Raw genomic sequence first — 25,449 nt, 5'->3', positions numbered from 1 at the left:
CTCGCATCAGGCGCGCTCATTGTCGCGCGCTGCACTTCTTATCGCATCGTGCTCAGGTGCGCGCCAGCTGCTCACGATCCGACATCAGTGCCAGGAAGGCGGCGGTCGCGGGCGCCGGGTGCGCCCTACTGATCACGGTCAGCACGAGTTCGGCGTCGCTGTCCACGATCGGCCGCACGACAACCCCGGCGGCGGGCCGGTAGATGATCTCTGGAATTGCTGCGATTCCGAGCCCTGCCGCAACGAGCTTCGGCATCTCGCCAGCATCCGCCACCTCGTCGGAGATCACCCGTGTGAGTCCTCGCTCAGCGAGAACGCGGTCGAAGACGATGCGGCTGGCGTACCCGGCTGGAGAATCGATCCACCGCTCGGTGACGAGGTCACCGAGTCGAACCTCGCTCCCAGCGGCCAGCGGATGCGTAGCGGGCAGGATGGCAACAAAGGGCGATCGTGCCACCTCAAGAACGTTGAAGCTGGCGAGGTCGCTCAGCGGCAGCCCTGCGAACGCGACATCGGCGCGCCCATGGCGCACCTCTTCACTCAGTCCAGTGGAGCCGGAGGGTGACGCGATGAGTTGAATGTCCACGTGCGGATGCCGCCGATGGAATTCACCGAGGATCTCCGGCAGACGCACGGCGTCGAGAGCAATGAATGTTCCAATTCGGAGCCTTCCGCGTAGACCCTCGCTGTTCAGAGCCACGGAGCTTCGAACTCGGTCGAGGGCTTCGATCGCGCCGCGCGCTTCGGGCAGCAACGATGACCCGGCCGCCGTCAACGAGATGATCTTGGTGGACCGATCGAACAAGGTCGCGCCGAGTTCCTGCTCGAGTGATCGAATTCCTGCCGACACTGTCGATTGCGCGGCGAAAAGCTTCACCGCCGCCCGAGTGAAGTTCAGTTCCTCGGCAACGGCCACGAAGTACTCGAGCTGTCTTCCGTCCATTCACCAATGATCGCCTATGTCGATCATTATCACCAAGATAATGCGTTGGACTCGATCATCGCGAGGGCGCAGAGTGGGAATCCCCAGGAAGAAGGAAAATCCATGACTGTTCTCGTTCTCGGCTCCACTGGCACTGTCGGGCCGCATGTCGTCAGAGCTCTGCTCGCTCAAGGCACCCAGACGCGCGTCATCGTGCGGAATGGCGAGAAGGCCCGGCAGATCTTTGGACCCGCCGTCGAGGTGATTGAGGGTGATATCAATGACCACGCGATTCTGCACTCAGCGACCGATGGCGTGGATGCGCTGTTCCTGTTGACGCCGCACGGCAACGCACAGGCTGACCTGCAATTGCGGGTGATTCGCGAGCTCCGTCGCACCGCCATAAAGATCGTCAAGCTCAGCGCCACATCGTCCACTGTGCACGCGGGGGGACCGCTGGCATCCCGTGAGCACTGGGAGGTCGAAGAGATTCTCAAGGCGAGCGGTCAGCCTTTCGTGATTCTTCGCCCGAACGCCTTCATGCAGTCGGCGATCAACCAGGTCATGCTCCCGGCGATCAAAGCCACCGGAAAGCTGCCCAACGCCATCGCCCAAGCGGGTCTCAGCATGATCGATGCCGCGGATGTGGGGGACGTGGCTGCGCGAGTGCTGACGAAACCTGACTGGGATGGCGAAACCATCGCCCTCACCGGTCCGCGTGCGATCACCTACTACGAGATCGCGAAGCTCGTCGGTTCTATCAGCGGCCAGCAGATCGAGGTCGTGGAAATCACGCCGGCAGACATCCGCGAATCGTCGCTCGCCCGCGGTCTGGAGCTCTGGGAGGCTGAGCATTTCGAGGAAATGTACCAGCTCTTCCGCGACGACAAGGCTTCGTTTGTCACAGACAGTGTCGAGCGGGTAACGGGTCACGCCGCGGCGACGATCGAGGACTACATAGCCAGAAACGCGGACGTGTTCCGGTTGGCTGTCGCCTGACGGTCGGGGAGGGCGCCGGTAGTTCGCGGCTCGGCTCAGTAGGCTGAGTCGGTGAGCAGTGAGATCGAGCCGTACTACCATTCCAGGCGCGACGGCCGCTTCGAATCGACCGTGCATGCGCAGGGCGCGTGGAACCCGCACGAGCAGCACATGGCGCCGGTGGCGGGCATCCTCGCGCACAGCCTCGAACTGTTTCAGCCTCGTCCGGAACTGCGCATCGCGCGCATCAGCTACGACATCCTGGGCCTGATTCCGGGTGGCGAGTTCGACATCGTCACCACCATGCTGCGCCCCGGACGCACCATCGAGCTCGTGCAGGCCGAGCTCGTCTCCGGTGGTCGCGCGGCCGTGCGGGCGACGGCCTGGCGCTTGGTGCGTTCCGACACCTCCGCGATCGCCGCGATCGACGACGACCGCATTTCAGGCCCGGATGCCGTGGAAGACCCGGTCGCCATGGAAGAGTGGGCGGGCGGCTATATCCAGTCGATCGATGTGCGACCGCTTCCCGACCACGCGGCGGGTCGCGGACGTGCGTGGATTCGTGCGAAACATCCGCTGGTCGACGTGCCGTTTTCGGATTTCGCTCGACTGATCGGGCTGGTCGACACCACCAACGGAATCGCCACCCGGGTGAAGCCGCAGGAGTACCTGTTTCCGAATGTCGACCTGCAGATCCACCTGTATCGCGAGCCGAGCGGCGAGTGGCTCGGCCTGCAGAACTCGGTGAGCTTCGGCTCCGACGGCATCGGACTCACCTCGACGGTGCTGCACGACCTCACGGGGCCGTTCGGACGTGCCGAGCAGATCCTCACGCTGCGCTCGGTTGGATAGCGTCGCGCAGCGCAGGTGAAGCGGGCGCGACTCGCCGCCACCACGAGCGGTCCTGTGACTTCGATGCAAAGGGCTTGCCAAGGCGCGTCGAAGCGCGTTGTCTGGAATGGCGAGCGCACCGCATCCGATGGTCGTCGGCATCTGCCGAGGCCGTCGCGCAGAACGCACGTCGGTGGGCTGGATGTGGAGAGCCGGGAGGGCAGGAACGTGAGCGATGGAGACGTGGAGACCTTCGATAACCGGGGGCAGTGGGTGAATCGGGTCGTCGGCGAGCCGGAGCGCTCCAGGAGCTTTTCGAGCAGGCAGGAGGCGGTGGACGCGGGACGCGCGCTTGCCGCTGAGCGTGGCACGACGCACACGGTTGCGGATGCCGAGTCGACCGGCACCATCACGGATCCGGGCGAGTAGAACGAGTGGAATGGGCGTGAAAACATGGCCGATTTTGTGGCCGACGTAGCCAACGACGGGGTGGAAGACCCTACCGAGGAGAAGATCGAGAGGGTGGCCGAGCAGGTGCTCGAAGACATCCAGCCGGGCCTCATCGAGGACGTGACGATCGCGCTCGAGGAGCGCCTCGCGGAGGCCGGCGTAGAACTGCGGCCGGAAGCGATCGACAATCTCGCGGAGGACATCGAGAACGAGGCATCGAGGTAGGCGGCGACGCTTCTACTTACCGCGTGCCCAGTCGAGGAGCTTGTCCACCGGCCAGGTCGTGATGATCCTCTCGGCTGGCACGCCGTTGGCGACTGCGCGGGCTGCGCCGTACTGCAGAAAGTCGAGCTGTCCCGGTGCGTGAGCGTCGCTGTCGATGCTGAACAGGCATCCGGCGTCGAGGGCGAGCCGAATGAGATCGTCCGGCGGGTCCTGGCGCTCGGGCCGTGAATTGATCTCGACCGCCACGTTGTGCTCGGCGCAGGCCGCGAACACGCGCTTCGCGTCGAAGGCCGATTGCGGGCGGGTGCCGCGAGTACCCTGAACGAGGCGGCCCGTGCAGTGACCCAGGACCGTGGTGTGCGGGTTCCGGATGCCGCCCAGCATCCGTCTCGTCATGACTGACGACTCGGCGCGGAGCTTCGAGTGCACGCTCGCCACCACCACATCCAGCCGCGACAGCATTCGATCGGATTGGTCGAGCTTGCCGCCCTCGAGGATGTCGGCCTCGATGCCGGTCAGAATGCGCGTGGGGCCAGCGGAGCTTGCTGAGATCTGTCCGATGCGCTCCAGCTGCGCGGTGAGCCGCTCCTCGGTCAGTCCGTGGGCGATCTTGAGGCTGGGGGAGTGATCGGTGATCGCGAGGTATTCCCGGCCGAGCATGGCCGCGGCCTCTACCATCGCCTCGATCGGAGAGCCCCCGTCAGACCACTCCGTGTGACTGTGCAGGTCGCCGCGGAGTGCGAGCTGTTCGCCGCCCTCCGCCAACGGATGCGCGCCGTGCTCGCGCAGGTCCGCAAGGTACTCGGGCACCTGGCCTGCCAGCGCCTGTTCGATCACCTGACGGGTGCGATCGCCGATGCCCTTCGTGCGCCCCAGCCGGCCGTCCCTCGACCGCGCTGCCAGCTCCTCCGGCGAGTACACCTCGATGGTCGCTGCTGCGGTGCGGAACGCCTTCACCTTGAAGGTTGGCGCCAGTTCACGCTCGAGCCAGAAGGCGATCTCGTGCAGCGCGGCGACGGCGTCCATTCATCCATGATGCCTCTTCGAGGTGCGGAAACGGCTGCGAGCCGAGCGGCTCAGATCAGTCCGCGCAGCAACTCTTCCGGCGTGACGCCGGCCTCGCGAGCTCGAACGGTCAGGCGCTGCAGCTCGGTCGCGGTGAGCGGCAGTTCGATCGTGTGCCACTCCTCGTCGAGGGAGAACAGCGCGTCATCGGCGGCGGTCCAGTCGGCCTCGTCCTGTGTGGCCATGGGAGCGGAGTCGACGCGGTTCGGCAGTGTCGGTGGGTCGGCGGTCACGGAGTGCCCGGAGCCGCCGGTCCAGCCGGGGCCGGAGGGAACGGCCGTGCCGCGCTGGTAGGCCTCCGCTGCTCCGCGGGCACGCGCATCCGCGGCCTCGTTGAGAACGTGACCGACGTGGCCGCGCACCCATTCGAAGCGGTAGCTGCGCCCGGCGATGGCGGCGTCGATCTCCTTGAGCAACTCGACGTTCATCACGGGCTTGCCGTCGCCCTTGCGCCAGCCCTTCTTCTTCCAGCCCGGCATCCACTTGGTCACGGAATTGATCACGTATTGGCTGTCGCACAGGATGAGGAGGTCGTCGCCGGCGTGTTCCGTCGCCCGGAACAGTTCGAGCACCGCCGTCAGCTCGCCCTGGTTATTGGTCGCGTGCTTCCAGCCGCCAGCCGCCCAGTTGTCGTCATCGACGTACCAGGCCCAGCCCGCCGGCCCTGGGTTGCCGAGCGCGGAACCATCGGCGGATGCGGTGATCGTCATGCAAGAACTCCTCGGCTCGTCGGGGTCAATCGTACTGAGCGCGTCGGACGTTCCCGGCCTCCCCTCCTCCCCACGCTGTTCCAACCGCGGTTTCCGCACCGCTTTCATCGCGCGCCGAAGTGGCGTCTGCGCGCATCCGATGATGGCCCGATGAAACCTACAACCTATGACGAAGCGAAGCTGCAGCCGCTCACGACCGACGCTCTCATCGAGGAACGGGTCGCCGAGCTACTCGGTCGCGCGATCAGACGACAATTGTGGCTGCTCTTTCTCGACGTCGACGATGTGCAACTGCCGCTGATCGTGCCACTCGAAGGCATGCCGCTCATGCCGCCAGGCCCGGAGGATGAGACCCTCGGCGCCCTGCTCGCCCGCTTCAAAGACCTGGCCGGTGCGCACTCGTTCATCTTCGTTCTTGAGCGATACGCGGATGCCGAGCTGGGTCCCGCCGACATCGCCTGGGCCCGCGCGCTCCACCTCGCCTGCGACGCTGCCCAGGTGCCACTTCGTGCGATTCTCGTAAGCCACAGGGCGGGAGTGCGCTGGGTGGCGCAGGATGACTATCGGTTCGAGGGCGACGCTGCGGTGTGACGCTCCATGTGCGTTCGTTGACTTCTCCGCCACAGGCCGCCCCGCTGACCACTTATCCCCAGATTCGGCGCAGCGTCTTTCGAACACACGTTCGAATGACGAGAATCGTCGTATGGCTTCCCTCGCTCATCCACTGATCTCGGCGCTCCTCGCAGTCGTCGATCGCATGGGTGCGCTCACGACCCAGGTCTCCGAGTATCGGGAGCTCAGCGACGCGGAGCTCCGTGAAGTGGCACGGCTGTCGGCCTCGCTCCAACGAGCGGCGGAGACGCAGGGTGCAGTGGTCGCCGGGGAGGTCGCGCATCGCTCCCGGTCGGAGCTGGGCAGCGGCGGGCTCGCGCAGCGAGAGGGCTTTCGCACTGCGGAGGAGTTCGTTCGAGTCACCACGGGATCGACGATTCGAGACGCGGCCGCTGCGGTCAGGGTGGGTCGTCTTCTCGAGAGTGTTGGTCACGAGGGTGCGGTCGACCTGGTAGCAGGGTCAGGCAACGAGGGCGTAACGGGTGACGGTGCTGTCGCTGCGAGTGAGCCGTGGTTGGCGCACGTCGCCAGGGCGGTTGCCGCGGGCGAACTATCCGTAGGCGGTGCCGAGTCGATCTCCCGCGGCTTAGGCCAGCCATCCGCTCTCGTGACGCAAGCACAGCTGGCCGAAGCGGTTCGGCGCTTGTGCTTGGAGGCGTCGGTGCTCGACGCCGATCGGTTGTATCGCCGTGCACGACAGCTTCGCGACGAACTGGAGCTCGAGGTGGATGGCGCTGCCGTGGCCGAGCGCGAGTCGGAGCGCCGAGCGGCACGCAATCTCGCGCTCTATCGCCGACAGGACGGCATGGGCCGTCTCGTCTGGACGCTCGATCCGGAAACCCTTGCCCGGGTGGGGGAGCTGTTCGATCGAGCGACGTCTCCCCGCAGGGGAGGACCACGATTCTCGGCGAACAGCGACGGACTCGCCGATCGGATCGCCTCTGATTCCCGCACGACGGGTCAGCTGGCCTCCGACGTGTTCGAGCATCTGCTGGCTGCCGGTGCCGACGCCGACTCGAGCGAGCTCCTCGGCACGGGAGCCGCCTCAGTGCGCGTGCTCGTGACTCGCCGCGCGCTTCAGTCGCGCGCGGGTCATGCTCGCATCGAAGGGCAGGCCGGCCCGGTCTCAATCGAAACCGCCGAGCGACTCGCCTGTGGTGGCTCGACGATCGCAATAACCTTCGATGACCACGGGCAACCTCTGAATGTCGGGCGTGAACAGCGGCTCTACACGCGCGTGCAGCGCATAGCGCTCGCGGCGCGCGATGGCGGATGCCGTTGGCCAGGGTGCGAACGACCGCCATCGTGGACAGAGGCGCACCACATTCGGTTCTGGGCCAGGGACGCCGGCAACACCGATGTGGCAGACGGTGTGCTCCTTTGCCGACACCATCACCTCCTGCTGCACAACAACCACTGGGAGGTCGAACGTAACGGTGCCGAGTATTGGTTGATACCGCCGCCGTCGATCGACCCCGAACAGCGACGACGGCGCATGCGAAGCACGAGCTTGGCGATGGCTGATCTGCGTCGAGAATTGCGACGAGACGCGCTCGGGGAGCGTGACGCGGCGCGGCAAAGATCTGCGTCCGACGACCGATCGCGGGTCACGCGTGCCTTGACAGACGACCGTGAATTCGCACGCTGATGCAGCACGTGGTGCGCGAGGCGAACTACGGGCGAGAGCGGATGCGAGGGTGCGCTCGCGACAGAGCGGAGACTCAGTCGGACGGCTCGCCGTTCTTTCTGCGGCCCTCGGCGATGAACGCGAGCCGGCGCAGAGTCTCGTGGTTGCGGGCGCGCAGCGGAATGTCGAGCAGGGGAGCGGGCACGAGCGAACCGGGCCCACGCACCGCGCGCTCGCTGAGACGAACGACGCTCCCGCCGGAGCGCGGCTTCACCTCGATCACCACACGCGCCTCGCCGGCGGGCCAGCCCTTCGGCTGCATCGTCATGCGCCGAGGCGGGTCCCACTCGAGCACTGTCGTCTCATCGTTGATGAGTGCGGGCCAGACGCCGAAGGAGTGCTGCAGGCTGCTGCCCGCCTGCGGCCAGTCCTGGTCGACATCGCGCATGCGGGAGGCACCGACCACCCAGGTGGGAAAGAGCCAGCCGTCGGCCAGCACGGCGAAGACGTCTTCGGGGGAACAGCGCATGAGGCGCGTATTGGTCGACACGAGAGACTCCCTCTGATGAACGGATGTCGCTGCCGGACATTGTTAATTCCACCACGGCCGCCGCCGGCACGGGCCGGTAGCCCGCACACTCGCCGGGAACACGCAGCTTGCGCCGGACGGGATCGCCGGGGAAACGGCGGCCGCGTCTGGGAGGCCACTCCGGCTCGTGCTTAGACCGGCTCGCCGGTCGGGTCCTCGGCCCGCTGGTCGACGAGCTGTGGTCCACCGACGGGCAGCCCGGCCCACGACACCAGGGTCCATCCCTCATCGGGCGAGCCGGAGAGCTCGACGACGCCCGTGTTGTCGAGCTCGTGCTCGGCGGCGAACGTGGCAGGAACGTTGCCCACTCGGGCCGCGGTCCAGACCCGGATCGCGGCGCCGTGGCTGAAGACGGCGGCCGTAGGCGGTTCCTCCGTGTGATCGTTCAGCACGGTGGAGGCGATGGCGTCGATCTCTGCGTCGAAGCGACCGAAGAACTCGTGCCCGTCGGGTCCACCGGGCATCCTCGTGTCCAGAACGCCAGAGCCCCACGAGAACACAGTCTCGAGATAGCGGCGCACGGACTCGCGGTCGCTTCGCTTCTCCAGCGAGCCCGCCTCGACCTCCCGCAGCCCTGCGAGCACGCGCAGGTCAAGGTTGCGCTGGCGCGAGAGGGGTTGGGCCGTCAGCTGGGTGCGCACGAGTGGCGAGGCGAACACCGCGGCGATCGGCTCGTCGACGAGTGCCTGGGGAACGGTGGCCGCCTGTCGTTCGCCTAGCGGCGTGAGCCCCGGTCCCGGTCGGTCGGTATCCAGCTGACCGAGCACGTTTGCCGGCGTCTGAGCGTGCCGAATGAAAAGCAATCGCATGGGAGAGGAGCCTAATCGTGGCTGCTGAGCACGCGCTGGCCGAACTACCGGATGACCCGGAACGACCGATCGCCCGCCGGCTCCCGCTCGTCGACCTGAACGGTGGCGACCGTCGCATACGCCGGACCGGTCTCGAGCCAGGTCAGCAGCGCGTCCACGGCCTCTTCGCTGCCCTCCGCCTCGACCTCGACCCGGCCATCCGGAAGGTTGCGCGCGAAGCCCACGAGACCCAGATTCTGCGCCTGAACCAGTGCGTTCATGCGAAATCCGACGCCCTGCACGTCACCACTCACCAGCGCGCGCTTGCGAACGACCGTCATGCGGCAACGCTACGCCGACTCGCCACCAGCGTGCCGCAACGTCAGAACCAGATGCTCAGCCACGGGGTCACGGACGAGCGGAACATCGCATCCACAGCGTCCGCGGCGCCATCCGTCAGCTCCGTGATCGTGCCGGCACGGGCGAGTAGCGCGGCCGAAACGCCGCCGAGATAGATCGCGCTCAACTCCTTCACCCCAAGGGCGACCGCAGCAGTGCCAGCAGCGGCTGGGACATCGGGCGAGGCGCCGGCATCACCGAGCCTTGTCACGTGCCCGACACCGGCCTCGTCGACCTCGAGGAGCCAGCGCCCGGCGGCGAAACCGAGCGCGTCCGAGACCTCGAATATCGCCCGACCCGGCGCCGCATAGCTGCGCGCCTCGAGAGCCGCCGGTACATCGAGGATGCGCGTCCACAGGTGATCGCGCTCCTTAGACTTCACGGCCGCGCGACCATCCCGGATCTGCCAGGAGAACGGCTCCGTCACCGGTCGCAGTGGCGCTCGCACCTCACCGACCAGGTCGAGCTCGAACAGGAAGCGCCAAATCGCCGCATATGCCTCATCGGTCACCCCCGCCGCGTAGCCGACCTCTATGATCGCGCGGCCGCTGTGAGTCTCTTCGCGCGCGACCGTGTAGATCGCGAAGCCCTGGGCGACACCGGCGGCATCGTCGTAGCGCAGAAACCGAGCGCGCCGCGCCTCCTCTTCGTCGCCGATGCCGAGCAGCCGCTCCCAGAGCTGACCCTCGAAGCCGATCAGCCCGGGCGTCGCGAGCCGCGCCCGTTCCACGATGTCGTGACCGTCCACGAGCAGTTGCTCGCTCGTGACATATTGCACCCGACCGGATGCGCGTGGCCCCGCCCACAGCGCACGGGCCGTGTCGATCGTCCAGGTCGCGGTCATCGCGGCGGGAGCAAAGCCCCAGCGCCCGTAGATCGTGGCCTCCGAAGCCGTGAGGATCGCAACGGGTGCACCCAGCGCCAGCGCCGTGCGCAGTTCCGCCTCGAGCATCGCGGTCGCGATTCCGCGGCGGCGATGGGTCGGAGAGACCGTGATGGTGCTGATCGCCCACGACGTGACGCTGCGGCCGCCTGGGACGGTCAGTGGCGTCGGCCAGGAACTCGCCGTGGCAACCGGTGGGGCGGCATCGTCGAGGGTGTCGTCCCACACGCCCGCGATGCGGCGATGCGGCGCCTGATGACGCAACGACTCGATGCGCTCGGGCTTCGGCCTGGGCTCGTGAAAGCCCCGGTTCACCGCTTCGGTCCACGGCGTGACCGCATCCTGCTCCGGCATGACCAGTTCGAACCGCAGGCCGTCGGCGGCAAGGCGTGAGGCGGACTCCGGGTCGATGGGGTGGCTCTGATGCGGCTCGCTCATCGGTTAAGGCTATCGGCAGAGGTCACCTGGTCAGAAGGGCGGCGCGCTCCGAATGCTTGTCAAACCACTGGGCCACGTACCAGCACATCGGAACGATGCGCATGCCGGTATTCGCCTCCACGTCGTCGGCGGCGAAGGCCACGATCTCGGCCGCATGGCCTCGACCGCGTTTGCCCGGGGAGGTGTAGGTGCGGGTGAACGAGATCGCGTTGCCGTTGATGGTGTAGTCGACCACCGCCGTGAGCTCACCGTCGACGCGCAATACATAGCGGTGGGCGTCCGGCTCGTGCGTGAAGTCCTTCTGCATGCCCCAACGCTAACGAATCCGCCTGAATGTGCGCGGGGCGCCGCGCGTGCGGCGTGGTCACAGGCGGTAACAGGAATGCGAAGGGGCCGGATGCCGTTGTTACGCTGCGAGAGCCGTGTCACCACCGGCCGCACGGGGGCGCGCTCGCCCCGAACAGCAATCGCCGAGCCCGGGATCCGGGTTCGCGGGTCAGGATCATCATGAGAATCAGAAGCGTTTCCGTTGCCGTCGCCGCGATTGCGGCCGTCACCATCGCCCTCAGCGGATGCTCGGCGGGCTCGGCCACGACATCCGATTCATCAAACGCCACCGGCGCGCTCGCCGCCGTGCAGAAGGCCGGCGTACTCACCATCGGCACCGAGGGCACCTACCGTCCCTTCACCTACCACGATGGAGGTTCCGGCAAGCTCATCGGTTACGACGTCGAGGTGGCCGAGGCCGTGGCCAAGAAGCTCGGGGTGAAGGCGAAGTTTCAGGAGACCCAGTGGGACGCGATCTTCGCGGGCCTCGAGGCACACCGCTTCGACGTGATCGCCAACCAGGTGTCGATCACGCCAGAGCGCGAGGCGAAGTATGAGTTCTCGAAGCCGTACACCGTGTCCACCGGCGTCATCGTGACCAAGTCGAGCAACACCGCGATCTCGTCCTTCGACGACCTCAAGGGCGTCTCGGTCGCCCAGTCGCTGACGAGCTCGTTCTACACGCTCGCGAAGCAGAACGGTGCCGAGATCCAGGATGTGCAGGGCTGGGCCGAGGCCGTGGCGAATGTCAAGAACGGGCGAGTCGATGCGACCATCAACGACAAGCTCACCTGGCTCGACTTCAAGAAGAACGGTGACGCATCCGGTCTGAAGGTCGCTGCGGAGAGCACGGACTCCTCGAAGAGCGCCTTCGCCTTTGCCAAGGGCAGTGGAACGCTCGTGAAGGCCGTGAACAAGGCCCTCGACGCACTGCGTGCAGACGGCACTCTGGCAAAGATCTCCAAGAAGTACTTCGGAGCTGACGTCAGCGAGTAGCAGGGCAGCCGTGGCTCAGTAGTCTGGCTCCTATGGATCAGTCGGCGTGGAACCTGCTGCTGAGTTCGTTCTGGCCGATCGTGCAGGGCGCGCTCGTCGGCACGATTCCGCTCGCGCTGGCCTCCTTCGCGATCGGTCTCGTGCTCGCGATCGCCATTGCGCTCATGCGGCTCTCGCGCATCCGCATCGTCTCGGGCATCGCGCGCGTCTACATCTCGATCGTGCGGGGAACCCCGCTGCTCGTGCAGCTGTTCGTGATCTTCTACGGCCTGCCGTCGCTCGGTGTGGTGATCGACCCGTGGCCGAGCGCGGTGGTCGCGTTCTCGATCAACGTCGGCGGTTACGCGGCCGAGGTCGTGCGCGCGGCCATCCTCTCCGTACCAAAGGGGCAGTGGGAGGCGGCGTACATGATCGGCATGTCGCACCGCCGCGCGCTCACCCGCATCATCCTCCCGCAGGCCGCGAGGGTGTCGGTGCCGCCGCTGTCGAACACCTTCATCAGCCTCGTGAAAGACACCTCGCTCGCCTCGCTCATCCTGGTGACCGAGCTCTTCCGCCAGGCCCAGAAGGTCGCGGCATTCAGCGGCGACTTCATGCTGCTCTACCTTGAGGCGGCGCTCGTTTACTGGATCATCTGCCTCGTGCTGGCCTCCGGGCAGGGACTGCTCGAGAAGCGATTGGACCGCTATGTCGCCCACTGACGCCCAGCCCCCTGGCCCGCAGCCCACTCACGCCCAGCCCGCGGATGCCGCTGCCGCACTCCTCAGCGTCCGTCGCCTGCAGAAGAGCTTCGGCTCCACTCGCGTGCTCGAGTCCGTCGACCTGACTGTCACCCGCGGTGAGGTCCTGGTGCTCATTGGACCGTCCGGGTCGGGCAAGACCACGCTGCTGCGCTGCCTGAACGGCCTCGAGGTGGCCGACGCGGGCGAGGTCGCGGTGGCGGGGGACCTCTCCATCGACTTCGCCACGCACCCGGGCAAGAAGCAGCTCGCGGCCCTGCGCGATCGCTCCGCGATGGTGTTCCAGCACTACAACCTGTTCCCGCACATGACCGTGCTCCAGAACGTTGTCGAGGGCCCGATCACCGTGCACCGGCGCCCGCGCGAGGAGGCCACGGCCGAGGCACTCAGGTTGCTCGATCGCGTGGGACTCGCCGAGAAGCGCGACAGCTATCCGTTCCAGCTCTCGGGCGGTCAGCAGCAGCGGGTGGGAATAGTGCGCGCGCTCGCCCTGAAGCCACAGCTCTTGCTGTTCGACGAGCCGACATCCGCTCTCGATCCGGAGCTCGTCGGAGACGTGCTCGGGCTCATGAAGCAGCTCGCCCTCGAGGGCTGGACGATGGTGATCGTCACCCACGAACTGCACTTCGCCAAGGAGGTCGCCAACGAAGTTGCCTTCATCGATGGCGGCGTGATCGTCGAGCACGGCGCACCGGAGCAACTGTTCAGCGCACCGAAGCACGAGCGCACCAAGCAGTTCCTGCACCGCCTGCTGTTCCCGTTCTAGGGAGCCGGCGACGCGTCCTGCCCTCGCTCAGGTGACGCGCGTAGCGTCGAAAGCGCCCATGACAGAGACGATTTTTACCATCGGCCACTCCACCCGACCGATCGACGAGTTCATCCGGTTGCTGCACGCCCACGGCGTGCGGCGACTGGCCGACGTGCGCACGATCGCCAAGTCGCGGCACAACCCGCAGTTCAACGAGACGGAACTCACCGTGAGTCTGCCGGAGGCGGGCATCGCCTACCAGCGGCTCGAGGCGCTCGGTGGTCTGCGCCACACCACCGCGGATTCCGTCAACGGCGCGTGGCGCAACGCCTCGTTCCGCGGCTATGCCGACTACATGCAGACTCCGGAATTCGCGGCCGCCGTCGACGGTCTCGTTGAACTGGGCGAGAGCGAGCCGACCGCGATCATGTGCGCCGAGGCGGTGCCGTGGCGCTGCCACCGCTCTCTCGTCGGTGATGCGCTGCTCGTGCGCGGCATCCGGGTGCTCGACATCATGACAGAGAAGGATGCCCGACCGCACTCGATGACGCGCTTCGCAAGAGTCGAGGGCACGCGGGTGACCTACCCGCCCGAGGAACAACCCACGGAATAGCGCCACAGAGACAGGAGTTGAACCGACCATGACCGAGAACAGCAGGGCCGTGATCCCGGCCGACCTCGCCGACCTGCTCGAGCGCCCCTTGTTTGGCACGCTCGGCACGATCCGCCCAGACAACACCGTGCAGGTGAACCCGATGTGGTTCCAGTACGACGGTGAGCACCTGCGCTTCACGCACACGACGAAGCGTGCGAAATACCGCAACCTCCAGCAGAATCCCTCGATGAGCCTGGTCGTCATGGATCCGGACGACCCGATGCGGTACCTCGAATTGCGCGGCCGACTGGTCGAGGCCATCCCCGACCCGAGCGGAGCGTTCTACGTCGTGCTGGGCAAGCGCTACGGCAACGCGGAGCAGCAGCCGCCGGCCGACAGCCCCGATCGCGTCATTCTGGTGATGAGCGTGGAACACGTCACGAAGCACTGAGGCGCCAGCGGACGCACTGGACGCTACAGTTCGGGTCCGTCGTGCTCGCTGATGTCGAGTTCCTCGTCCTCGTCCGCGGCGAAGCCGGCGTCGTCGGTGACACCGGTGCTCTCGGCGTCGCTGATGGGCGAGTTTTCGCTCGTGGCAACGCGATCGGGAAACTCGACCTCGGGATCGTGCTCGTCATAGATCGGCTCGACCTCTCTCGGTGAACCGCCGGTCGGACCGTCGTTACCATCGCCAGCACCCGGCAGCACCGTCTCGCCCGCGACCGCATCGTTGGTCACGGTCTGAGCGGCGCGCTCGCGGTAGTCGATGGTGTCGTCGAGGGTGTTGTCCTCGTTCGCGTCCTGCATGGCTGGTTCCCCTTTCTCGGAGTGCGTACCTTCACTCGCCGCGCGAGGCGATGCCCACCGTGTCCCGAAGTGACCGGTGCGCCCCGGCGCCACCATTCGATCGTGCGTCTGCGATGCGGATGCCGACAAGGGCTTGCGAGCCTGGCGGTGCGCGGTTATGGAGCCGCCAGGTTCAGCCGCGCTGAATCGGGATGCTCGCGGTGTCGTTGTAGTCGCGCCCTCGCGTGGGGATGAACAGCGCCACGGCCACGCCGACGAACACGACCACGGCGCCGAGCAGGAACACCAGCTGGAACGCCGCAGCGGTGGGGATGTCCACTCCGCCCGAGCGCACGACCTCGGAGGACAGGATGACGCCGACCACCGAGGCGGCCACCGTCGAACCGAGCGTGCGCATCACGGAGTTGAGCCCGTTCGCGGCCGCGGTCTCGCTCGGTGGCACCGAGTGCATGATGAGGGTCGGCATGGCCGCGTAGGCGAACCCGACTCCGACGCCGACGAGTGTGGAGATGAGGATGACGTGCCACACCTCGCTCATGAGCAGCGCGCCGACGCCGAAGGAGACGCCGATGACGGCGCCGCCGAGGACGAGGCTCATGCGTGGGCCGCGCGCGTTCGACAGTCGCGCGGCGACGGGGGAGAGCAGGAACATGACGATGCCGAGCGGCATCAGGCACAGGCTCGCGATCAGCAGGGATTGCCCGAGCCCCACGCCCGTCGTGGTGGGAGCCTCGAGCAGCACCGGAAGCGCCGCCGTCGTGATGAAGAAGGCGAAGCCGATCGCGATGGAGCTGAGGTTCGTGAGCAGCACCGGCCGTCTCGCGGCCACGCGCAGGTCGATCAGCGGATCGCGCGTGCGAAGCTCGAACCAGGCCCAGGCGACCAGCACCAGGAAGCCGCCCACGAGCATCCCGAGCGTGAGCGGGCTGGACCAGCCCCACTCGCTGCCCTTGGAGATCGCGAGCAGGATGCCGACGAGCGCGACTCCGAAGATGACGGCGCCGACGAAGTCGAAGCGACCGGCCGTGCGCAGGGTGCTGACCGGGATGATCCACAGCACGAGCCCCACCGCGAGCATGCTGAGCACCGCCGCGAGCCAGAACAGGAAGTGCCAGTCGAGGTTCTGCGCGATGACGGCGGCGATCGGCAGACCGACCGCGCCGCCCACGCCGAGAGTGGCGCTGACGATCGCGACCGCGCCACCGAGGTTCTTGGGATGGATGACGTCACGCAGGATGCTGATGCCGAGCGCGATCACGCCGAGCCCAACTCCCTGCAGCGAGCGCCCGACGATCATGGGGATGAGAGTGTCCGACAGCGCACACACCACGGAACCCGCCGCCATGATGGCGAGCAGGATGATCACGATGAGGCGCTTGCCGTACATGTCGCCGAGGCGGCCGCTGATGGGTGTGGAGATGGCTGCGGCCAGGAGCGTCGCGGTGAGCACCCAGGACGAATCCGCGAGCGAGGTGGACAGCAGCTGCGGCAGCTCCGGGATGACCGGGGTCACGAGGGTCTGCATGAATGCGGCGATCAGGCCGCTCGTGGCGAGCGCGCCGATCATGGCCCCGTCACTCGGCCTGCGGGTGAGTCGTCGACGCTGTCGCGGGGTCAGCGAACTCTCGTGCGCGTCATCGTCTTCCGGTGGAGAGGATGCGCGAGAAGCCATTACCTCACCCTAGCTATCGCGAGTGACGCGGGGCGCCGTTCGCGCGAAACTATCGCGAGAGGGTGTTGACTCCCCAGTCGTCCACGCGCCAGTCGATCCAGCCGTTCACGCGCTGCAGGCTCACCTCGACCTGGAAGCTCCTGCCGTTGCCGGTGCCCGTGCAGGTGAAGCTCTGGCCGACCAGGATCGGCGGCGTGTCCGGACAACCCACATCGAGCGCCGCACCGTTCGCCGCGGCATCCGCCGTGACCGCCTGTTCGGCCTGCGCGCTGAAGACCGCGGGTGCCGCGGCGATGAGCATGCCGGGAACGGCGAGAACGGAGGCGACACTGAGCAGGGCCAGGGCGAACCAGACGAGCATCGGTCCGAAGCCGCGACCGGTCTTGCGCGTGAGCACCATCGCGCGAACGAAAAGGTAGACCGGTGCGGAGAGCAGCGCCCACCACCAGTGAGCCGGCCGGTCCACGCCGTGGCGACGCAGAAGGTGCACGTCGGCGATGGCGAGGGCGATCATCGCGACGTAGACGATCACGAGCATCACCGGCAGGATCACCTGGTTGGCCGCGCTCGATCCGAGGCCGGTGACGATGAGCAGCACGACCACGAGCTGCAGCAGCGGGAAAAGGGCGATCACCCACACCGGTGCGGTGCTGATGGGAACGTTCGACAGGCCGTTCGCTCCGACCGTCGGATGCTGCACCCGCTGCCGGCGTGCGCGCTCGGCACGCGAGCCGCGCGTCTCCGGCGCGGCGACGCCGGCCGCGCTCGCCGCGACCTGGTCGAAGAGCGGAGTGCCGACCGTCTGTGTTCCGAATGGCTCTGATCGCACGAAGGAGCCCGGCGCTCCGGGCCCGGTGGGAAACGTGACGGCGGGAGCGGCTGCGGCGCTCGCAGGCGCCGTGGCCACCGGCATGGGGACGACCGGAATGGTGGCCGAATCGTCCGGCGTCGAGACGGCAGCGGCTACCGGCGCCTCGGCGACGGCCGCCGCGGTCGCCGTGGCTGGCGCAGGAGTCGAACCGTCCTCGCCGAGCGATGGCACGGATGGAATGCGGCCGGCATGACCGCTCGCCGACACGGGTGCGAAGCCAGCGCCGTCGGCATCGAGCTCGTCTGCGGGATGCGCTTCCTCCTGTGCCGGGGCGCTCGCAGCAGCGTCCGCCACGTCGTCGGTGTCGGCACCCGATTCAGGCGCGGGCACGTCGGCCGCCTCGTCGCTCTCGGAGGGAGGATCGAGTTCGAGGAGCGACTGCGCGGTGGCGGGAATGACGTCATCCGTGCCGCGGTCTTCGCGTTCGCGTTCGCGACGCTCCCGTCTCGTCGGCAGGTCATCCGCCCAGGCGAGCGGGGACTCCTGCACTATGAGGGGCTGGCGTGCGGCCGTGGTGTGCTGGGTCCAGGCGTGGTTGTCCCACCAGCGCAACTGCGGGAGTCCAGTCGGATCCGGATACCATCCGGCCGGAAGTCGTACGACATCGTCGGGTATCACGGTGCCTCCCCTCGCACGGAATGCAGCCATGGCGATGCGCTGCAGCCGCGAATCTGCTGTGAAATTGCTGCGGTGATTGATTCTATGGAGTAACGGCGCTATTTGGGAAGTGAGACGCCCTCGCTCCTCGGAGCGGGCGCCGGGCTCGCCGGCGCCCGGGTCGCCTCCCAGCCCGGATACGGGGAGCGGGGTTACCGTGTGCGGGTGAAATCGAAGGAATCGGCCGCGACCGGGCAGAGCGCTGCGGCGCTCGGCAGCGGTGTGCTGCGGGGCGTTCCGGTGTGGGCGTGGCGGCTGCTCATGCGACTGCTGCACCGCAGCGAGGTCACCCGATTCAACGCGGAGCCGATCGTGGGCGTCGATCACGTCGACGACATCGACTTCGTGGGCGACGGCATCCGGGCCCATCGCCTCGATGTGATCGTGCCGCGGGCCGTGGACGAAGAATCGAGGGCTGCGCCGCTGCCGGTCTACGTCTACTTCCACGGCGGCGGATGGACCTCGGGCGACAAGCGCGCGCTCACGAAGTACTGCGCGAGCCAGGCCGTCGCTGGCATGGTGGTGGTCAACGTCAACTACCGCATGGCGACGAAGTTCCAGATGGGCCACATGCTCGCGGATGCCAACGCCGCGCTCGCCTGGATCGGCGCCAACATCGCGGGCTACGGGGGTGACCCGCGGCGCATCGTGCTCGGCGGGGACTCGGCCGGCGGCCAGATCGCCGCGCTCATGGCCGCGACCTCCTTCCAGCCCGAACTCGCCAGGCACTACGACCTCGTTCCCGCGACCGCGCCGGGCAGGCTCAAGGGGGTCGTGCAGCACTGCAGCGCCGTCGACTTCTCTGTGCACTTCGACCGCGGATTCATCCTGAGCCTCAACTTCATCCGAATGCTGCTGCCGCAGCGCACACAGCAGCTCTCCCGCGCACGCAGCGAGGGCCGCCATCACCTCCTGCGGCGCGCGGCTCGATTCCTCTCGCCGATCGAGTGGCTCGATGCCGGGTTCCCGCCGGTGTTCGTCACGACCTCAGAGCGGGACTACTTCTACCGCGCGAACCTCAACTTCGTGGCCTGCCTGCGGGAGCACGCCATCCCGGTCGAGACCCTCATCTACGACCGGGCGAGCGTGAACGCGCAGCACACCTGGCAGCAGAACTACCGCTACCCGGAATCGCAGGAGGTCTATCGCCGCCTGCAGGGCTTTGTGAAGCGGGTCGCCGCGCTATCGTGATCGCGTGGTGACACAGAATCCGCGCTCCACAGGGCCCGATGGGGCAGCGCCCGACGAGTTCGGCTCCGCCGTGTTCGACGAGGTCGCGGCGCGCGACGCGAACCTGCCCGACATCGACTGGACCGTTCTTCCCGAGGGTTCGCGCAGCATCCGATTCGACGCACCGAGCGGCTCTCTCGCGGTCGTGACGCTCGGTGATCCCGCGAACCCCGCCGTGCTCCTCGCCCCCGGCGTGACCGGGTCGAAGGAGGACTTCTCGCTCATGCTGCCTGAGCTCGCAGCCGCTGGATACTACGTCGTGAGCTACGACCTCGCGGGGCAGTACGAATCGGCGAACGCCGGACCGGAAAACCTCAGGCCCCCGCGCTCGCACTACGACTACGAACTCTTCGCCGGCGACATGATCGCCCTGCTCGAGTGGACCGGTCGCGCACACGTGCTCGGCTATTCCTACGCGGCGACGGTCGCGCAAATCGCGCTGGTGCGGCGACCTGAGCTGTTCGCGAGCCTCACCCTTCTCAGCTGTCCGCCGGAACCCGGCCAGGGCTTCCGCGGTGTGAGCCGCATCGGCTGGTTCAGTGGCCTGGCCAACGGCAGCATCGGTGCGGCACTCATGATCTGGGGGATCAAGCGCAACTTCACCAGGGTCACCCCCGGTCGGCTGCGCTTCGTGAACCTGCGCTTCGCGGTGACGAGGCGCCAGGCGGTGCGCGACATCATCGAACTCATGATGAACGCACCCGACCTCCGCGACGCACTCAGGCAATCGGCGATCCCGAAGCTCGTCGCAGTGGGCGAGCACGACCTCTGGCCGCTGCGGCTGCACGCCACCTTCGCCGAACAGATCGGTGCCAGGCTCGCGGTCTATCGCGCGGGACACAGCCCCTGCGAGACCGCACCACACCAGCTCGACCGCGACCTGCTGCAGTTGTTCGCGGCGGACTGAACGGTCATCGCTCAGTTCGATCGCGCGCTGTCCGTCGCCCGCGCTCGCGCCCAGCGGCGGCGCTCCGCTCGGCGCTTCAGCGGTGGTTCCTGCTCGAAGTCGAGGCGAAAGGTGGTGTAGCTCCAGCCGAGGCGGCGCCCCAGTGCCTTCCACGAGTCGAACGGCCTCGCAGATATCGCCACGCGCAGTCGTGGGTCGTAGATCACCGTCATGTCTGGCCGCAGTTGGTAGCTGAGGTCGAGATCATCGTGCACCTGTCGCGTGGTCGTGTGCACGAGGTGGCGCACGCGGCCCCAGACCGCGGCGTCGAGCGCCAGGTTCGAGCCAAAGAGCGGCGGATGCCCGAGCAGCAATCCCACAAAGGCGAAGTAGCCGCCGATGTAGAGTGTGCGCCCGAGCCAGGCGACGAGACGGCTGGAGCCGTAGAAGTCGCCCGGGCCGGTGACGGCGGCGAGGCCGCCCGCGGTCGCAAGCGCGCGCTCGATCCGCTCGAGCCAGTCGGCCGGCGGGATCGAGTCTGCGTCGAGTCGCGCGAGGATGTCGCCGCTCGCGGCATCGAAGCCGGCGGCGGTCGCCCGCGCGATGCCCTGCACGGGCTCGTGGATCACGCGCGCGCCCGCATCGACCGCGACCAGCGCGGTCGCATCCGTGCTGCCGTTGTCGACCACGATGATCTCGTCGGCCCGGCGAGTCTGGCCGGCCAGTGCGCGGAGGCACACCGCGAGCATGTCTGCATCGTTGCGGCACGGAACGACGACAGAGATCGAGACCATGATGGGAAGACTCTACGCGGCAGTTGCCACGGAGTCGCGCGCCGGGCGCCGCCGCGGAGGGTCCAACACGATATCCCCTTAACCGTCAGGTTGCCAAGCGTTCACGCGCCTGTAAGACTCGTCCCCAGTGGACATCTCGCTCATGGTCGTGCTGGTTATCGTGCTGGCTCTCTTCTTCGACTTCACCAACGGCTTTCACGACACAGCCAACGCGATGGCGACACCGATCGCGACTGGCGCACTGCGTCCGAAAGTGGCCGTTGCCATCGCCGCAGTGCTCAATCTGGTGGGCGCATTCCTGTCGACCGAGGTGGCGCAGACCATCTCCGGCGGCCTGATCCGAGAGGGTCAGGGTGGCATCCAGATCACACCGGTGATGATCTTCGCGGGCCTCATCGGCGCCATCCTCTGGAACCTGGTCACCTGGCTGCTCGGATTGCCGTCCTCGTCCAGCCACGCGCTGTTCGGCGGCCTCATCGGAGCGGCCATCGTCGGTGCAGGCTTCGGCTCGATCGACCTCGGCGTCCTGCTGTCGAAGATCGTCTTCCCCGCCCTGCTGGCGCCCATCGTCGCGGGCCTGGCGGCCTACCTCGCCACGAGAATCGCCTATGCCGTGGTCAAGAAGAGGCAGCGCCCCGGCTTCAAGTACGGCCAGATCTTCACCTCCTCGCTCGTCTCGCTCGCGCACGGCACGAACGACGCCCAGAAGACGATGGGCATCGTCACCCTCACCCTCATCGCCGCGAACCTGCAGAAGCCAGGCACCGGCCCAGAGCTCTGGGTCATCATCGTCTGCGCGCTTGCCATTGCACTCGGCACCTACACGGGCGGCTGGCGCATCATCCGCACGATGGGCAAGGGCCTCACGGAGATCGAGCCGGGCCAGGGATTTGCGGCTGAGGCCTCGACGACGGCCGCCATCCTCGCCTCCAGCCACCTCGGATTCGCGCTCTCCACGACGCAGGTTGCCTCGGGCTCGGTCATCGGTACCGGCATCGGACGCAAGGGTGCGTCGGTGCGCTGGCGCACCGCGGGCCGCATCGCGATCGGCTGGGTGATCACGATCCCGGCTTCGGCCGCGGTGGGGGCGCTCGCATCCTGGGTGGCGCTACCTGGCGGTCTTGGCATGTGGGGCATCCTGATCGACGCGGTCGTTGCGGGTGTGATCATCGCCTGGATCTTCCTCTACTCCCGCCGCAATCGCGTGCACGCCGGCAGCATGCAGCTCGAGCCCACGGCCTTCGTTCGCCCCAAGAAGCCGAAGAAGCCGAAGAAGGCCAAGCGCCCCAAGAAGCAGAAGCCGCCGAAGAAGCACAAGAAGCCCAAGAGCAAGAACGCGGCAAAGAGCAAGAGCGGGTCGAAGGGGCGGGGCAAATGATCGAGTGGGCCAGCTTCCTCATCGTGCTCATCGTGTCGGTTGTCGGCGCCTGCGGCGTCGTGCTGCTGTTCTCCCTGGGACTTCGCCTCGTTGCCGCGGAAAGCGGCTGGCGACGGCCGCTCGGCGTGGCAAGCTTCGTCGCGTGCGGCCTGCTGATCCTTTACGGGATTTACCTGATCATTCCCGGGTTTAAGTAACCGGTCGGCGCTGGTGCGCCGCGTAGAGTCGAAGTGGCACAGGCAAAGGAGCCCGACTCAACGTGAAAGAACAGATCGTGAACGCAGTAAACCCATCCGCACCCACCACCGCGAGCACGCGAACCGAAATCGACTCGCTTGGGCCGATGGACGTTCCCGCGGATGTCTACTGGGGCATCCACACCGCCCGAGCGCTCGAGAACTTTCCCATCACGCGCCGACCGATCTCGGTCTACCCGGATCTCGTGCGTGCGCTCGCCACCGTCAAGCAGGCCGCCGCACGCGCTAACCGCGAGCTCGGCGTGCTCGAACCGGCCAAGGCCGACGTCATCGACCGCGTGTGCCAGGAGATCATCGACGGCGAACTGCACGACCAGTTCCTCGTGGGAGTGATCCAGGGCGGGGCGGGCACCTCGACCAACATGAACACCAACGAGGTCATCGCGAACCGAAGCCTGGAGCTCATGGGGCTCCCGTTCGGCGACTACGAGCACCTGCATCCGATCGACGACGTCAACCGCAGCCAGAGCACCAACGACGTGTATCCCACCGCGATCAAGCTTGCGATGGTCTTCGGCATCAAGCGGCTGCTCACCGAGCACACCCAGCTCGAACAGGCCTTCGCGCGCAAGGGGGCCGAGTTCGCCGGCATCCTCAAGGTCGGTCGCACCCAGCTGCAGGACGCGGTTCCGATGACGCTCGGCCAGGAATTCATGGGCTTCGCGCACACGCTGCGGGAGGACTTCGACCGGCTCAGTGAGACCATTCCGTGGCTCAACGAGATGAACATGGGCGCCACGGCCATCGGTACGGGCATCACCGCAGACCCGAGGTATTCGGATGCGGTGCGTCGCCACTTGGTCGAGATCACCGGCTTCGACATGGTCACCGCCCCCGACCTCATCGAGGCCACCTCGGACGCCGGCGTCTTCATGACGCTGAGCGGCACGCTCAAGCGCAACGCGGTCAAGCTGTCGAAGATCTGCAACGACCTTCGGCTGCTCTCGAGCGGCCCGCAGGCCGGCCTCGCCGAGATCAACCTGCCGCCCGTGCAGGCCGGGTCCTCGATCATGCCGGGCAAGGTCAACCCGGTCATCCCCGAGGTCGTGAACCAGGTGGCCTTCAGCGTGATCGGGGCGGATGCCACGGTCACCGCCGCGGCGGAGGGCGGCCAGCTGCAGTTGAACGCCTTCGAGCCCGTGATTGCCCACTCCATCCTGCAGTCGATCGCCTGGATGACCAACGCGTCGCGCACGCTGCGTGTTAACTGCATCGACGGCATCAGCGCGAACGTCACACGGCTCGCCGCCCAGGTCGAGTCCTCGGTGGGCGTGGTGACGGCGCTCACTCCCTACATCGGCTATTCCGCCTCGGCGACGCTCGCCCACACGGCGCTCACGACGAATTCCTCGATCGCCGACCTCGTGGTCTCGGCCGGGCTGATGTCCGCCGAGGAGGTGGCGAGGGTGCTCGCTCCCGAGCGGCTGAGCGGGCTCGTTCCGACAACGGGAGTGATCAGCGTGGTGAGGCCGGTCTCGACCGACCAGGACTAGTCACGCCCGCGCCTGGCCCACACGATTCCCGAGGTGACGAGCACCGCTGCAACGGCGGTGAGCGCGAATGCGCCGATGGTCACGGCATCCCGGAATTCGCTGCGCTGAAGCACACTCCAGCCGGACGCGGCTATGTCCCCCGTGAAGAGCGCCGCCAGGATGGTGCCACCGATCGCGATTCCGGTGCCTGAGGCGACCTCGCTCGCGGTGTCGACGAGTGCGGCTCCGATCGTGGTGCGGTTGCTCGGCAGGCCCCGAATCACGTTGACTCCGGCCACGACACCGACGACGCGCATTCCCGCCGCCACGAGCACGAGAGCCAGCGCGATCCAGCCGTAGCCGACACCACCGAGTGCGGCGTAGACGCCGAGTCCGACGACGACGGCCGCGGCGCTGAACCAGGCCGCGCGGTCGAGGCCGACCCGATCAACGAAGGGCCGGATGACGGCGCCGCCGGCGATCAGCACGACCACCTGCGGCAGCATGCCGAGGGCGGCCATCACGGGGGTCCAGCCCCAGTCGAGCTGCAACTGCAGTGTCACGAGGTAGCCGAGGCCCGCGGTAGCGATGCCTGCGGCCGCCTTGAAGGCGAGACCGCTCGAGACAAGCGGGCGAGCCAGAAGCGCGAGGTCGAGCAGCGGATGCCGCGCGGTGCGCTCGCGAAGCACGAAGGCGACCGCGCAGAGCAGCGCCCCGGTCGCGACTGACCACGGAATCCACGAGCCCACGCCGTCACCGAGGAACGCGGTGGGTGCGACCAGCGCGAGCACGATCGCGGCGGTGCCGAGCAGGGCTCCCGCGACGTCGATCGGATCGCGGTGCAACTCCTCCGCCGCATCCGCAGAGATGCCGAGGCGCACGCCCAGGAAGGCGAGTGCCGCAATCGGCACGTTGATGAGCAGCAGCACCTGCCAGGGCGCGATCGCGAGCACGAACCCGCCGATCGTCGGGCCGATCGCGAGCCCGACAAGGCCCACCGTGGAGATGAGCGTCGTCGCGCGCACCCGCAGGCCGTCTTCGTCGAAGAGGCGGAAAGCGAGCGCCATCGAGCCCGGGGTGGTCATCGCTGCGGCCGCTCCCATCGCCACGCGCACGGCGATCAGTTGCTCCGCGGTCGTGACGAAGGCGGTGGCGAGGCTCGCGACGGCGAGCAGAACCAGGCCGATGAGCATGACGCGGCGGCGCCCGACGCGGTCCGCGATGGCACCGAAGCCCAGCATCAGACTGCCGAAGACGACGGCGTATGCGCCCGTGACCCACTGCAGGCCGGCGGTCGACGCGTGCAGCTCCCGGGCGATCGTGGGGAGGGCGACATTGAGGATCGAGTTATCGAGCATCTCGAACAGGAAGACGGCGGAGAGGCCGGCGAGAGCGACCCCGGCCTCCCGCAGCGAGTGCGGTGAGCTGGCAGGGCCTGCGGGCGATAATGACAGAGACTTGTTCGTGGACATGTCACTAGATTAGGTCACTAAGTTTAGTTA

At 67.2% G+C, this 25,449-nt stretch carries 29 protein-coding genes; 16 read left to right on the top strand and 13 right to left on the bottom strand.

The window, feature by feature from the left end:
* Window positions 1–52: 52 nt before the first annotated feature.
* On the bottom strand, window positions 53–943 hold the full coding sequence (locus ABUA37_RS06840; RefSeq protein WP_349898377.1) for a LysR family transcriptional regulator: 891 nt from the start codon (window positions 941–943) through the stop codon (window positions 53–55).
* Between the two features lie 6 nt (window positions 944–949).
* On the opposite strand from ABUA37_RS06840, the gene ABUA37_RS06835 reads away from it, so the two are divergent.
* The 4 genes from ABUA37_RS06835 (at window position 950) to ABUA37_RS06820 (ending at window position 3,406) form a co-directional block, all read left to right on the top strand.
* The gene (locus ABUA37_RS06835) at window positions 950–1,921 is read left to right on the top strand and encodes an NmrA family NAD(P)-binding protein (RefSeq protein WP_349898376.1); all 972 of its coding nucleotides are present in this window, start codon (window positions 950–952) and stop codon (window positions 1,919–1,921) included.
* A 51-nt stretch (window positions 1,922–1,972) separates the two neighbouring features.
* The gene (locus ABUA37_RS06830; protein ID WP_349898375.1) at window positions 1,973–2,752 is read left to right on the top strand and encodes a thioesterase family protein; all 780 of its coding nucleotides are present in this window, start codon (window positions 1,973–1,975) and stop codon (window positions 2,750–2,752) included.
* A 207-nt stretch (window positions 2,753–2,959) separates the two neighbouring features.
* Window positions 2,960–3,160 (top strand): DUF2188 domain-containing protein, encoded by a 201-nt coding sequence (locus tag ABUA37_RS06825; RefSeq protein ID WP_349898374.1) that lies wholly within the window; start codon window positions 2,960–2,962, stop codon window positions 3,158–3,160.
* 24 nt (window positions 3,161–3,184) lie between these two features.
* Entirely contained in the window at window positions 3,185–3,406 is a 222-nt protein-coding gene (locus ABUA37_RS06820) for a hypothetical protein (protein ID WP_349898373.1), read from the top strand.
* 12 nt (window positions 3,407–3,418) lie between these two features.
* Here the strand turns inward: ABUA37_RS06820 and ABUA37_RS06815 are convergent, their stop codons facing one another.
* The gene (locus ABUA37_RS06815; protein ID WP_349898372.1) at window positions 3,419–4,432 is read right to left on the bottom strand and encodes a PHP domain-containing protein; all 1,014 of its coding nucleotides are present in this window, start codon (window positions 4,430–4,432) and stop codon (window positions 3,419–3,421) included.
* A gap of 50 nt (window positions 4,433–4,482) precedes the next feature.
* Entirely contained in the window at window positions 4,483–5,181 is a 699-nt protein-coding gene (locus ABUA37_RS06810) for an RNase H family protein (RefSeq protein ID WP_349898371.1), read from the bottom strand.
* 150 nt (window positions 5,182–5,331) lie between these two features.
* On the opposite strand from ABUA37_RS06810, the gene ABUA37_RS06805 reads away from it, so the two are divergent.
* Together ABUA37_RS06805 and ABUA37_RS06800 are read left to right on the top strand one after the other, a co-directional pair.
* On the top strand, window positions 5,332–5,772 hold the full coding sequence (locus tag ABUA37_RS06805) for a hypothetical protein (protein WP_349898370.1): 441 nt from the start codon (window positions 5,332–5,334) through the stop codon (window positions 5,770–5,772).
* Between the two features lie 112 nt (window positions 5,773–5,884).
* Window positions 5,885–7,441 (top strand): HNH endonuclease signature motif containing protein, encoded by a 1,557-nt coding sequence (locus ABUA37_RS06800; protein WP_349898369.1) that lies wholly within the window; start codon window positions 5,885–5,887, stop codon window positions 7,439–7,441.
* A 73-nt stretch (window positions 7,442–7,514) separates the two neighbouring features.
* Here ABUA37_RS06800 and ABUA37_RS06795 read toward each other — a convergent pair whose 3' ends face one another.
* From ABUA37_RS06795 to ABUA37_RS06775, 5 genes are all read right to left on the bottom strand, one after another.
* The gene (locus tag ABUA37_RS06795; protein ID WP_349898368.1) at window positions 7,515–7,970 is read right to left on the bottom strand and encodes an SRPBCC family protein; all 456 of its coding nucleotides are present in this window, start codon (window positions 7,968–7,970) and stop codon (window positions 7,515–7,517) included.
* Between the two features lie 170 nt (window positions 7,971–8,140).
* Complete coding sequence (locus ABUA37_RS06790; protein WP_349898367.1) at window positions 8,141–8,818, bottom strand: histidine phosphatase family protein; 678 nt, start codon at window positions 8,816–8,818, stop codon at window positions 8,141–8,143.
* Window positions 8,819–8,862: 44 nt separating this feature from the next.
* Window positions 8,863–9,138 (bottom strand): acylphosphatase, encoded by a 276-nt coding sequence (locus ABUA37_RS06785; RefSeq protein WP_349898366.1) that lies wholly within the window; start codon window positions 9,136–9,138, stop codon window positions 8,863–8,865.
* A gap of 41 nt (window positions 9,139–9,179) precedes the next feature.
* Window positions 9,180–10,517, bottom strand: a complete 1,338-nt coding sequence (locus ABUA37_RS06780; RefSeq protein WP_349898365.1) for a GNAT family N-acetyltransferase — start codon at window positions 10,515–10,517, stop codon at window positions 9,180–9,182.
* 22 nt (window positions 10,518–10,539) lie between these two features.
* The gene (locus tag ABUA37_RS06775; RefSeq protein ID WP_349898364.1) at window positions 10,540–10,824 is read right to left on the bottom strand and encodes a GNAT family N-acetyltransferase; all 285 of its coding nucleotides are present in this window, start codon (window positions 10,822–10,824) and stop codon (window positions 10,540–10,542) included.
* A 200-nt stretch (window positions 10,825–11,024) separates the two neighbouring features.
* Between ABUA37_RS06775 and ABUA37_RS06770 the strand changes: the two genes are divergently transcribed.
* Genes ABUA37_RS06770 through ABUA37_RS06750 form a run of 5 tightly spaced genes read left to right on the top strand, consistent with a single transcriptional unit; the run spans window position 11,025 to window position 14,374 of the window.
* Window positions 11,025–11,840: an amino acid ABC transporter substrate-binding protein gene (locus tag ABUA37_RS06770; RefSeq protein ID WP_349898363.1), complete on the top strand. Its 816-nt coding sequence runs from the start codon at window positions 11,025–11,027 to the stop codon at window positions 11,838–11,840.
* A 32-nt stretch (window positions 11,841–11,872) separates the two neighbouring features.
* A complete protein-coding gene (locus tag ABUA37_RS06765; protein WP_349898362.1) occupies window positions 11,873–12,541 on the top strand; it encodes an amino acid ABC transporter permease in 669 nt (222 codons plus the stop codon).
* On the top strand, window positions 12,528–13,346 hold the full coding sequence (locus ABUA37_RS06760; protein ID WP_349898361.1) for an amino acid ABC transporter ATP-binding protein: 819 nt from the start codon (window positions 12,528–12,530) through the stop codon (window positions 13,344–13,346). The genes ABUA37_RS06765 and ABUA37_RS06760 overlap by 14 nt, the downstream gene beginning before the upstream one ends.
* Window positions 13,347–13,404: 58 nt before the next feature.
* On the top strand, window positions 13,405–13,941 hold the full coding sequence (locus ABUA37_RS06755) for a DUF488 domain-containing protein (RefSeq protein WP_349898360.1): 537 nt from the start codon (window positions 13,405–13,407) through the stop codon (window positions 13,939–13,941).
* A gap of 28 nt (window positions 13,942–13,969) precedes the next feature.
* Window positions 13,970–14,374 (top strand): PPOX class F420-dependent oxidoreductase, encoded by a 405-nt coding sequence (locus ABUA37_RS06750; RefSeq protein ID WP_349898359.1) that lies wholly within the window; start codon window positions 13,970–13,972, stop codon window positions 14,372–14,374.
* Window positions 14,375–14,397: 23 nt separating this feature from the next.
* On the opposite strand, the gene ABUA37_RS06745 is transcribed toward ABUA37_RS06750, so the two are convergent.
* From ABUA37_RS06745 to ABUA37_RS06735, 3 genes are all read right to left on the bottom strand, one after another.
* A complete protein-coding gene (locus ABUA37_RS06745; RefSeq protein WP_349898358.1) occupies window positions 14,398–14,730 on the bottom strand; it encodes a hypothetical protein in 333 nt (110 codons plus the stop codon).
* Window positions 14,731–14,902: 172 nt separating this feature from the next.
* A complete protein-coding gene (locus ABUA37_RS06740; RefSeq protein WP_349898357.1) occupies window positions 14,903–16,402 on the bottom strand; it encodes an MFS transporter in 1,500 nt (499 codons plus the stop codon).
* Between the two features lie 49 nt (window positions 16,403–16,451).
* The gene (locus tag ABUA37_RS06735) at window positions 16,452–17,891 is read right to left on the bottom strand and encodes a DUF2510 domain-containing protein (protein ID WP_349898356.1); all 1,440 of its coding nucleotides are present in this window, start codon (window positions 17,889–17,891) and stop codon (window positions 16,452–16,454) included.
* Between the two features lie 204 nt (window positions 17,892–18,095).
* Here ABUA37_RS06735 and ABUA37_RS06730 point away from each other — a divergent pair, with 204 nt between their 5' ends.
* Window positions 18,096–19,121 (top strand): alpha/beta hydrolase, encoded by a 1,026-nt coding sequence (locus ABUA37_RS06730; RefSeq protein ID WP_349898355.1) that lies wholly within the window; start codon window positions 18,096–18,098, stop codon window positions 19,119–19,121.
* 4 nt (window positions 19,122–19,125) lie between these two features.
* Window positions 19,126–20,067, top strand: coding sequence for an alpha/beta fold hydrolase (locus ABUA37_RS06725; protein WP_349898354.1), 942 nt, complete (start codon window positions 19,126–19,128; stop codon window positions 20,065–20,067).
* Between the two features lie 11 nt (window positions 20,068–20,078).
* Here ABUA37_RS06725 and ABUA37_RS06720 read toward each other — a convergent pair whose 3' ends face one another.
* Entirely contained in the window at window positions 20,079–20,840 is a 762-nt protein-coding gene (locus ABUA37_RS06720) for a glycosyltransferase family 2 protein (protein ID WP_349898353.1), read from the bottom strand.
* A 127-nt stretch (window positions 20,841–20,967) separates the two neighbouring features.
* On the opposite strand from ABUA37_RS06720, the gene ABUA37_RS06715 reads away from it, so the two are divergent.
* The 3 genes from ABUA37_RS06715 to ABUA37_RS06705 all read left to right on the top strand — a co-directional run bounded on the left by ABUA37_RS06715 (window position 20,968) and on the right by ABUA37_RS06705 (window position 23,968).
* Window positions 20,968–22,218 carry an inorganic phosphate transporter gene (locus ABUA37_RS06715; protein WP_349898352.1) on the top strand — a complete coding sequence of 417 codons (1,251 nt, stop codon included), beginning with the start codon at window positions 20,968–20,970 and terminating at the stop codon, window positions 22,216–22,218.
* Entirely contained in the window at window positions 22,215–22,415 is a 201-nt protein-coding gene (locus ABUA37_RS06710) for a hypothetical protein (protein ID WP_349898351.1), read from the top strand. Before ABUA37_RS06715 ends, ABUA37_RS06710 begins: the two co-directional genes overlap by 4 nt.
* 77 nt (window positions 22,416–22,492) lie before the next feature.
* Window positions 22,493–23,968, top strand: coding sequence for an aspartate ammonia-lyase (locus ABUA37_RS06705; protein ID WP_407075359.1), 1,476 nt, complete (start codon window positions 22,493–22,495; stop codon window positions 23,966–23,968).
* Here the strand turns inward: ABUA37_RS06705 and ABUA37_RS06700 are convergent.
* A complete protein-coding gene (locus ABUA37_RS06700) occupies window positions 23,965–25,419 on the bottom strand; it encodes an MFS transporter (RefSeq protein ID WP_349898349.1) in 1,455 nt (484 codons plus the stop codon). The genes ABUA37_RS06705 and ABUA37_RS06700 overlap by 4 nt on opposite strands.
* Window positions 25,420–25,449: the final 30 nt, after the last annotated feature.

Source organism: Parafrigoribacterium soli (assembly GCF_040227235.1).
Lineage (GTDB): Bacteria > Actinomycetota > Actinomycetes > Actinomycetales > Microbacteriaceae > Parafrigoribacterium_A > Parafrigoribacterium_A soli.
This window is presented reverse-complemented; position numbering and strand designations above follow the sequence as displayed.

What these genes read in the sequence shown, in the direction of transcription:
- ABUA37_RS06815 (WP_349898372.1), bottom strand. Translation starts at nt 4,432, where the DNA reads ATGGACGCCGTCGCCGCGCTGCACGAGATCGCCTTCTGGCTCGAGCGT.
- ABUA37_RS06810 (WP_349898371.1), bottom strand. Translation starts at nt 5,181, where the DNA reads ATGACGATCACCGCATCCGCCGATGGTTCCGCGCTCGGCAACCCAGGG.
- ABUA37_RS06750 (WP_349898359.1), top strand. Translation starts at nt 13,970, where the DNA reads ATGACCGAGAACAGCAGGGCCGTGATCCCGGCCGACCTCGCCGACCTG.
- ABUA37_RS06790 (WP_349898367.1), bottom strand. Translation starts at nt 8,818, where the DNA reads ATGCGATTGCTTTTCATTCGGCACGCTCAGACGCCGGCAAACGTGCTC.
- ABUA37_RS06780 (WP_349898365.1), bottom strand. Translation starts at nt 10,517, where the DNA reads ATGAGCGAGCCGCATCAGAGCCACCCCATCGACCCGGAGTCCGCCTCA.
- ABUA37_RS06775 (WP_349898364.1), bottom strand. Translation starts at nt 10,824, where the DNA reads ATGCAGAAGGACTTCACGCACGAGCCGGACGCCCACCGCTATGTATTG.
- ABUA37_RS06745 (WP_349898358.1), bottom strand. Translation starts at nt 14,730, where the DNA reads ATGCAGGACGCGAACGAGGACAACACCCTCGACGACACCATCGACTAC.
- ABUA37_RS06785 (WP_349898366.1), bottom strand. Translation starts at nt 9,138, where the DNA reads ATGACGGTCGTTCGCAAGCGCGCGCTGGTGAGTGGTGACGTGCAGGGC.
- ABUA37_RS06720 (WP_349898353.1), bottom strand. Translation starts at nt 20,840, where the DNA reads ATGGTCTCGATCTCTGTCGTCGTTCCGTGCCGCAACGATGCAGACATG.
- ABUA37_RS06820 (WP_349898373.1), top strand. Translation starts at nt 3,185, where the DNA reads ATGGCCGATTTTGTGGCCGACGTAGCCAACGACGGGGTGGAAGACCCT.
- ABUA37_RS06770 (WP_349898363.1), top strand. Translation starts at nt 11,025, where the DNA reads ATGAGAATCAGAAGCGTTTCCGTTGCCGTCGCCGCGATTGCGGCCGTC.
- ABUA37_RS06755 (WP_349898360.1), top strand. Translation starts at nt 13,405, where the DNA reads ATGACAGAGACGATTTTTACCATCGGCCACTCCACCCGACCGATCGAC.
- ABUA37_RS06800 (WP_349898369.1), top strand. Translation starts at nt 5,885, where the DNA reads ATGGCTTCCCTCGCTCATCCACTGATCTCGGCGCTCCTCGCAGTCGTC.
- ABUA37_RS06740 (WP_349898357.1), bottom strand. Translation starts at nt 16,402, where the DNA reads ATGGCTTCTCGCGCATCCTCTCCACCGGAAGACGATGACGCGCACGAG.
- ABUA37_RS06765 (WP_349898362.1), top strand. Translation starts at nt 11,873, where the DNA reads ATGGATCAGTCGGCGTGGAACCTGCTGCTGAGTTCGTTCTGGCCGATC.
- ABUA37_RS06805 (WP_349898370.1), top strand. Translation starts at nt 5,332, where the DNA reads ATGAAACCTACAACCTATGACGAAGCGAAGCTGCAGCCGCTCACGACC.
- ABUA37_RS06760 (WP_349898361.1), top strand. Translation starts at nt 12,528, where the DNA reads ATGTCGCCCACTGACGCCCAGCCCCCTGGCCCGCAGCCCACTCACGCC.
- ABUA37_RS06700 (WP_349898349.1), bottom strand. Translation starts at nt 25,419, where the DNA reads ATGTCCACGAACAAGTCTCTGTCATTATCGCCCGCAGGCCCTGCCAGC.
- ABUA37_RS06835 (WP_349898376.1), top strand. Translation starts at nt 950, where the DNA reads ATGATCGCCTATGTCGATCATTATCACCAAGATAATGCGTTGGACTCG.
- ABUA37_RS06840 (WP_349898377.1), bottom strand. Translation starts at nt 943, where the DNA reads ATGGACGGAAGACAGCTCGAGTACTTCGTGGCCGTTGCCGAGGAACTG.
- ABUA37_RS06710 (WP_349898351.1), top strand. Translation starts at nt 22,215, where the DNA reads ATGATCGAGTGGGCCAGCTTCCTCATCGTGCTCATCGTGTCGGTTGTC.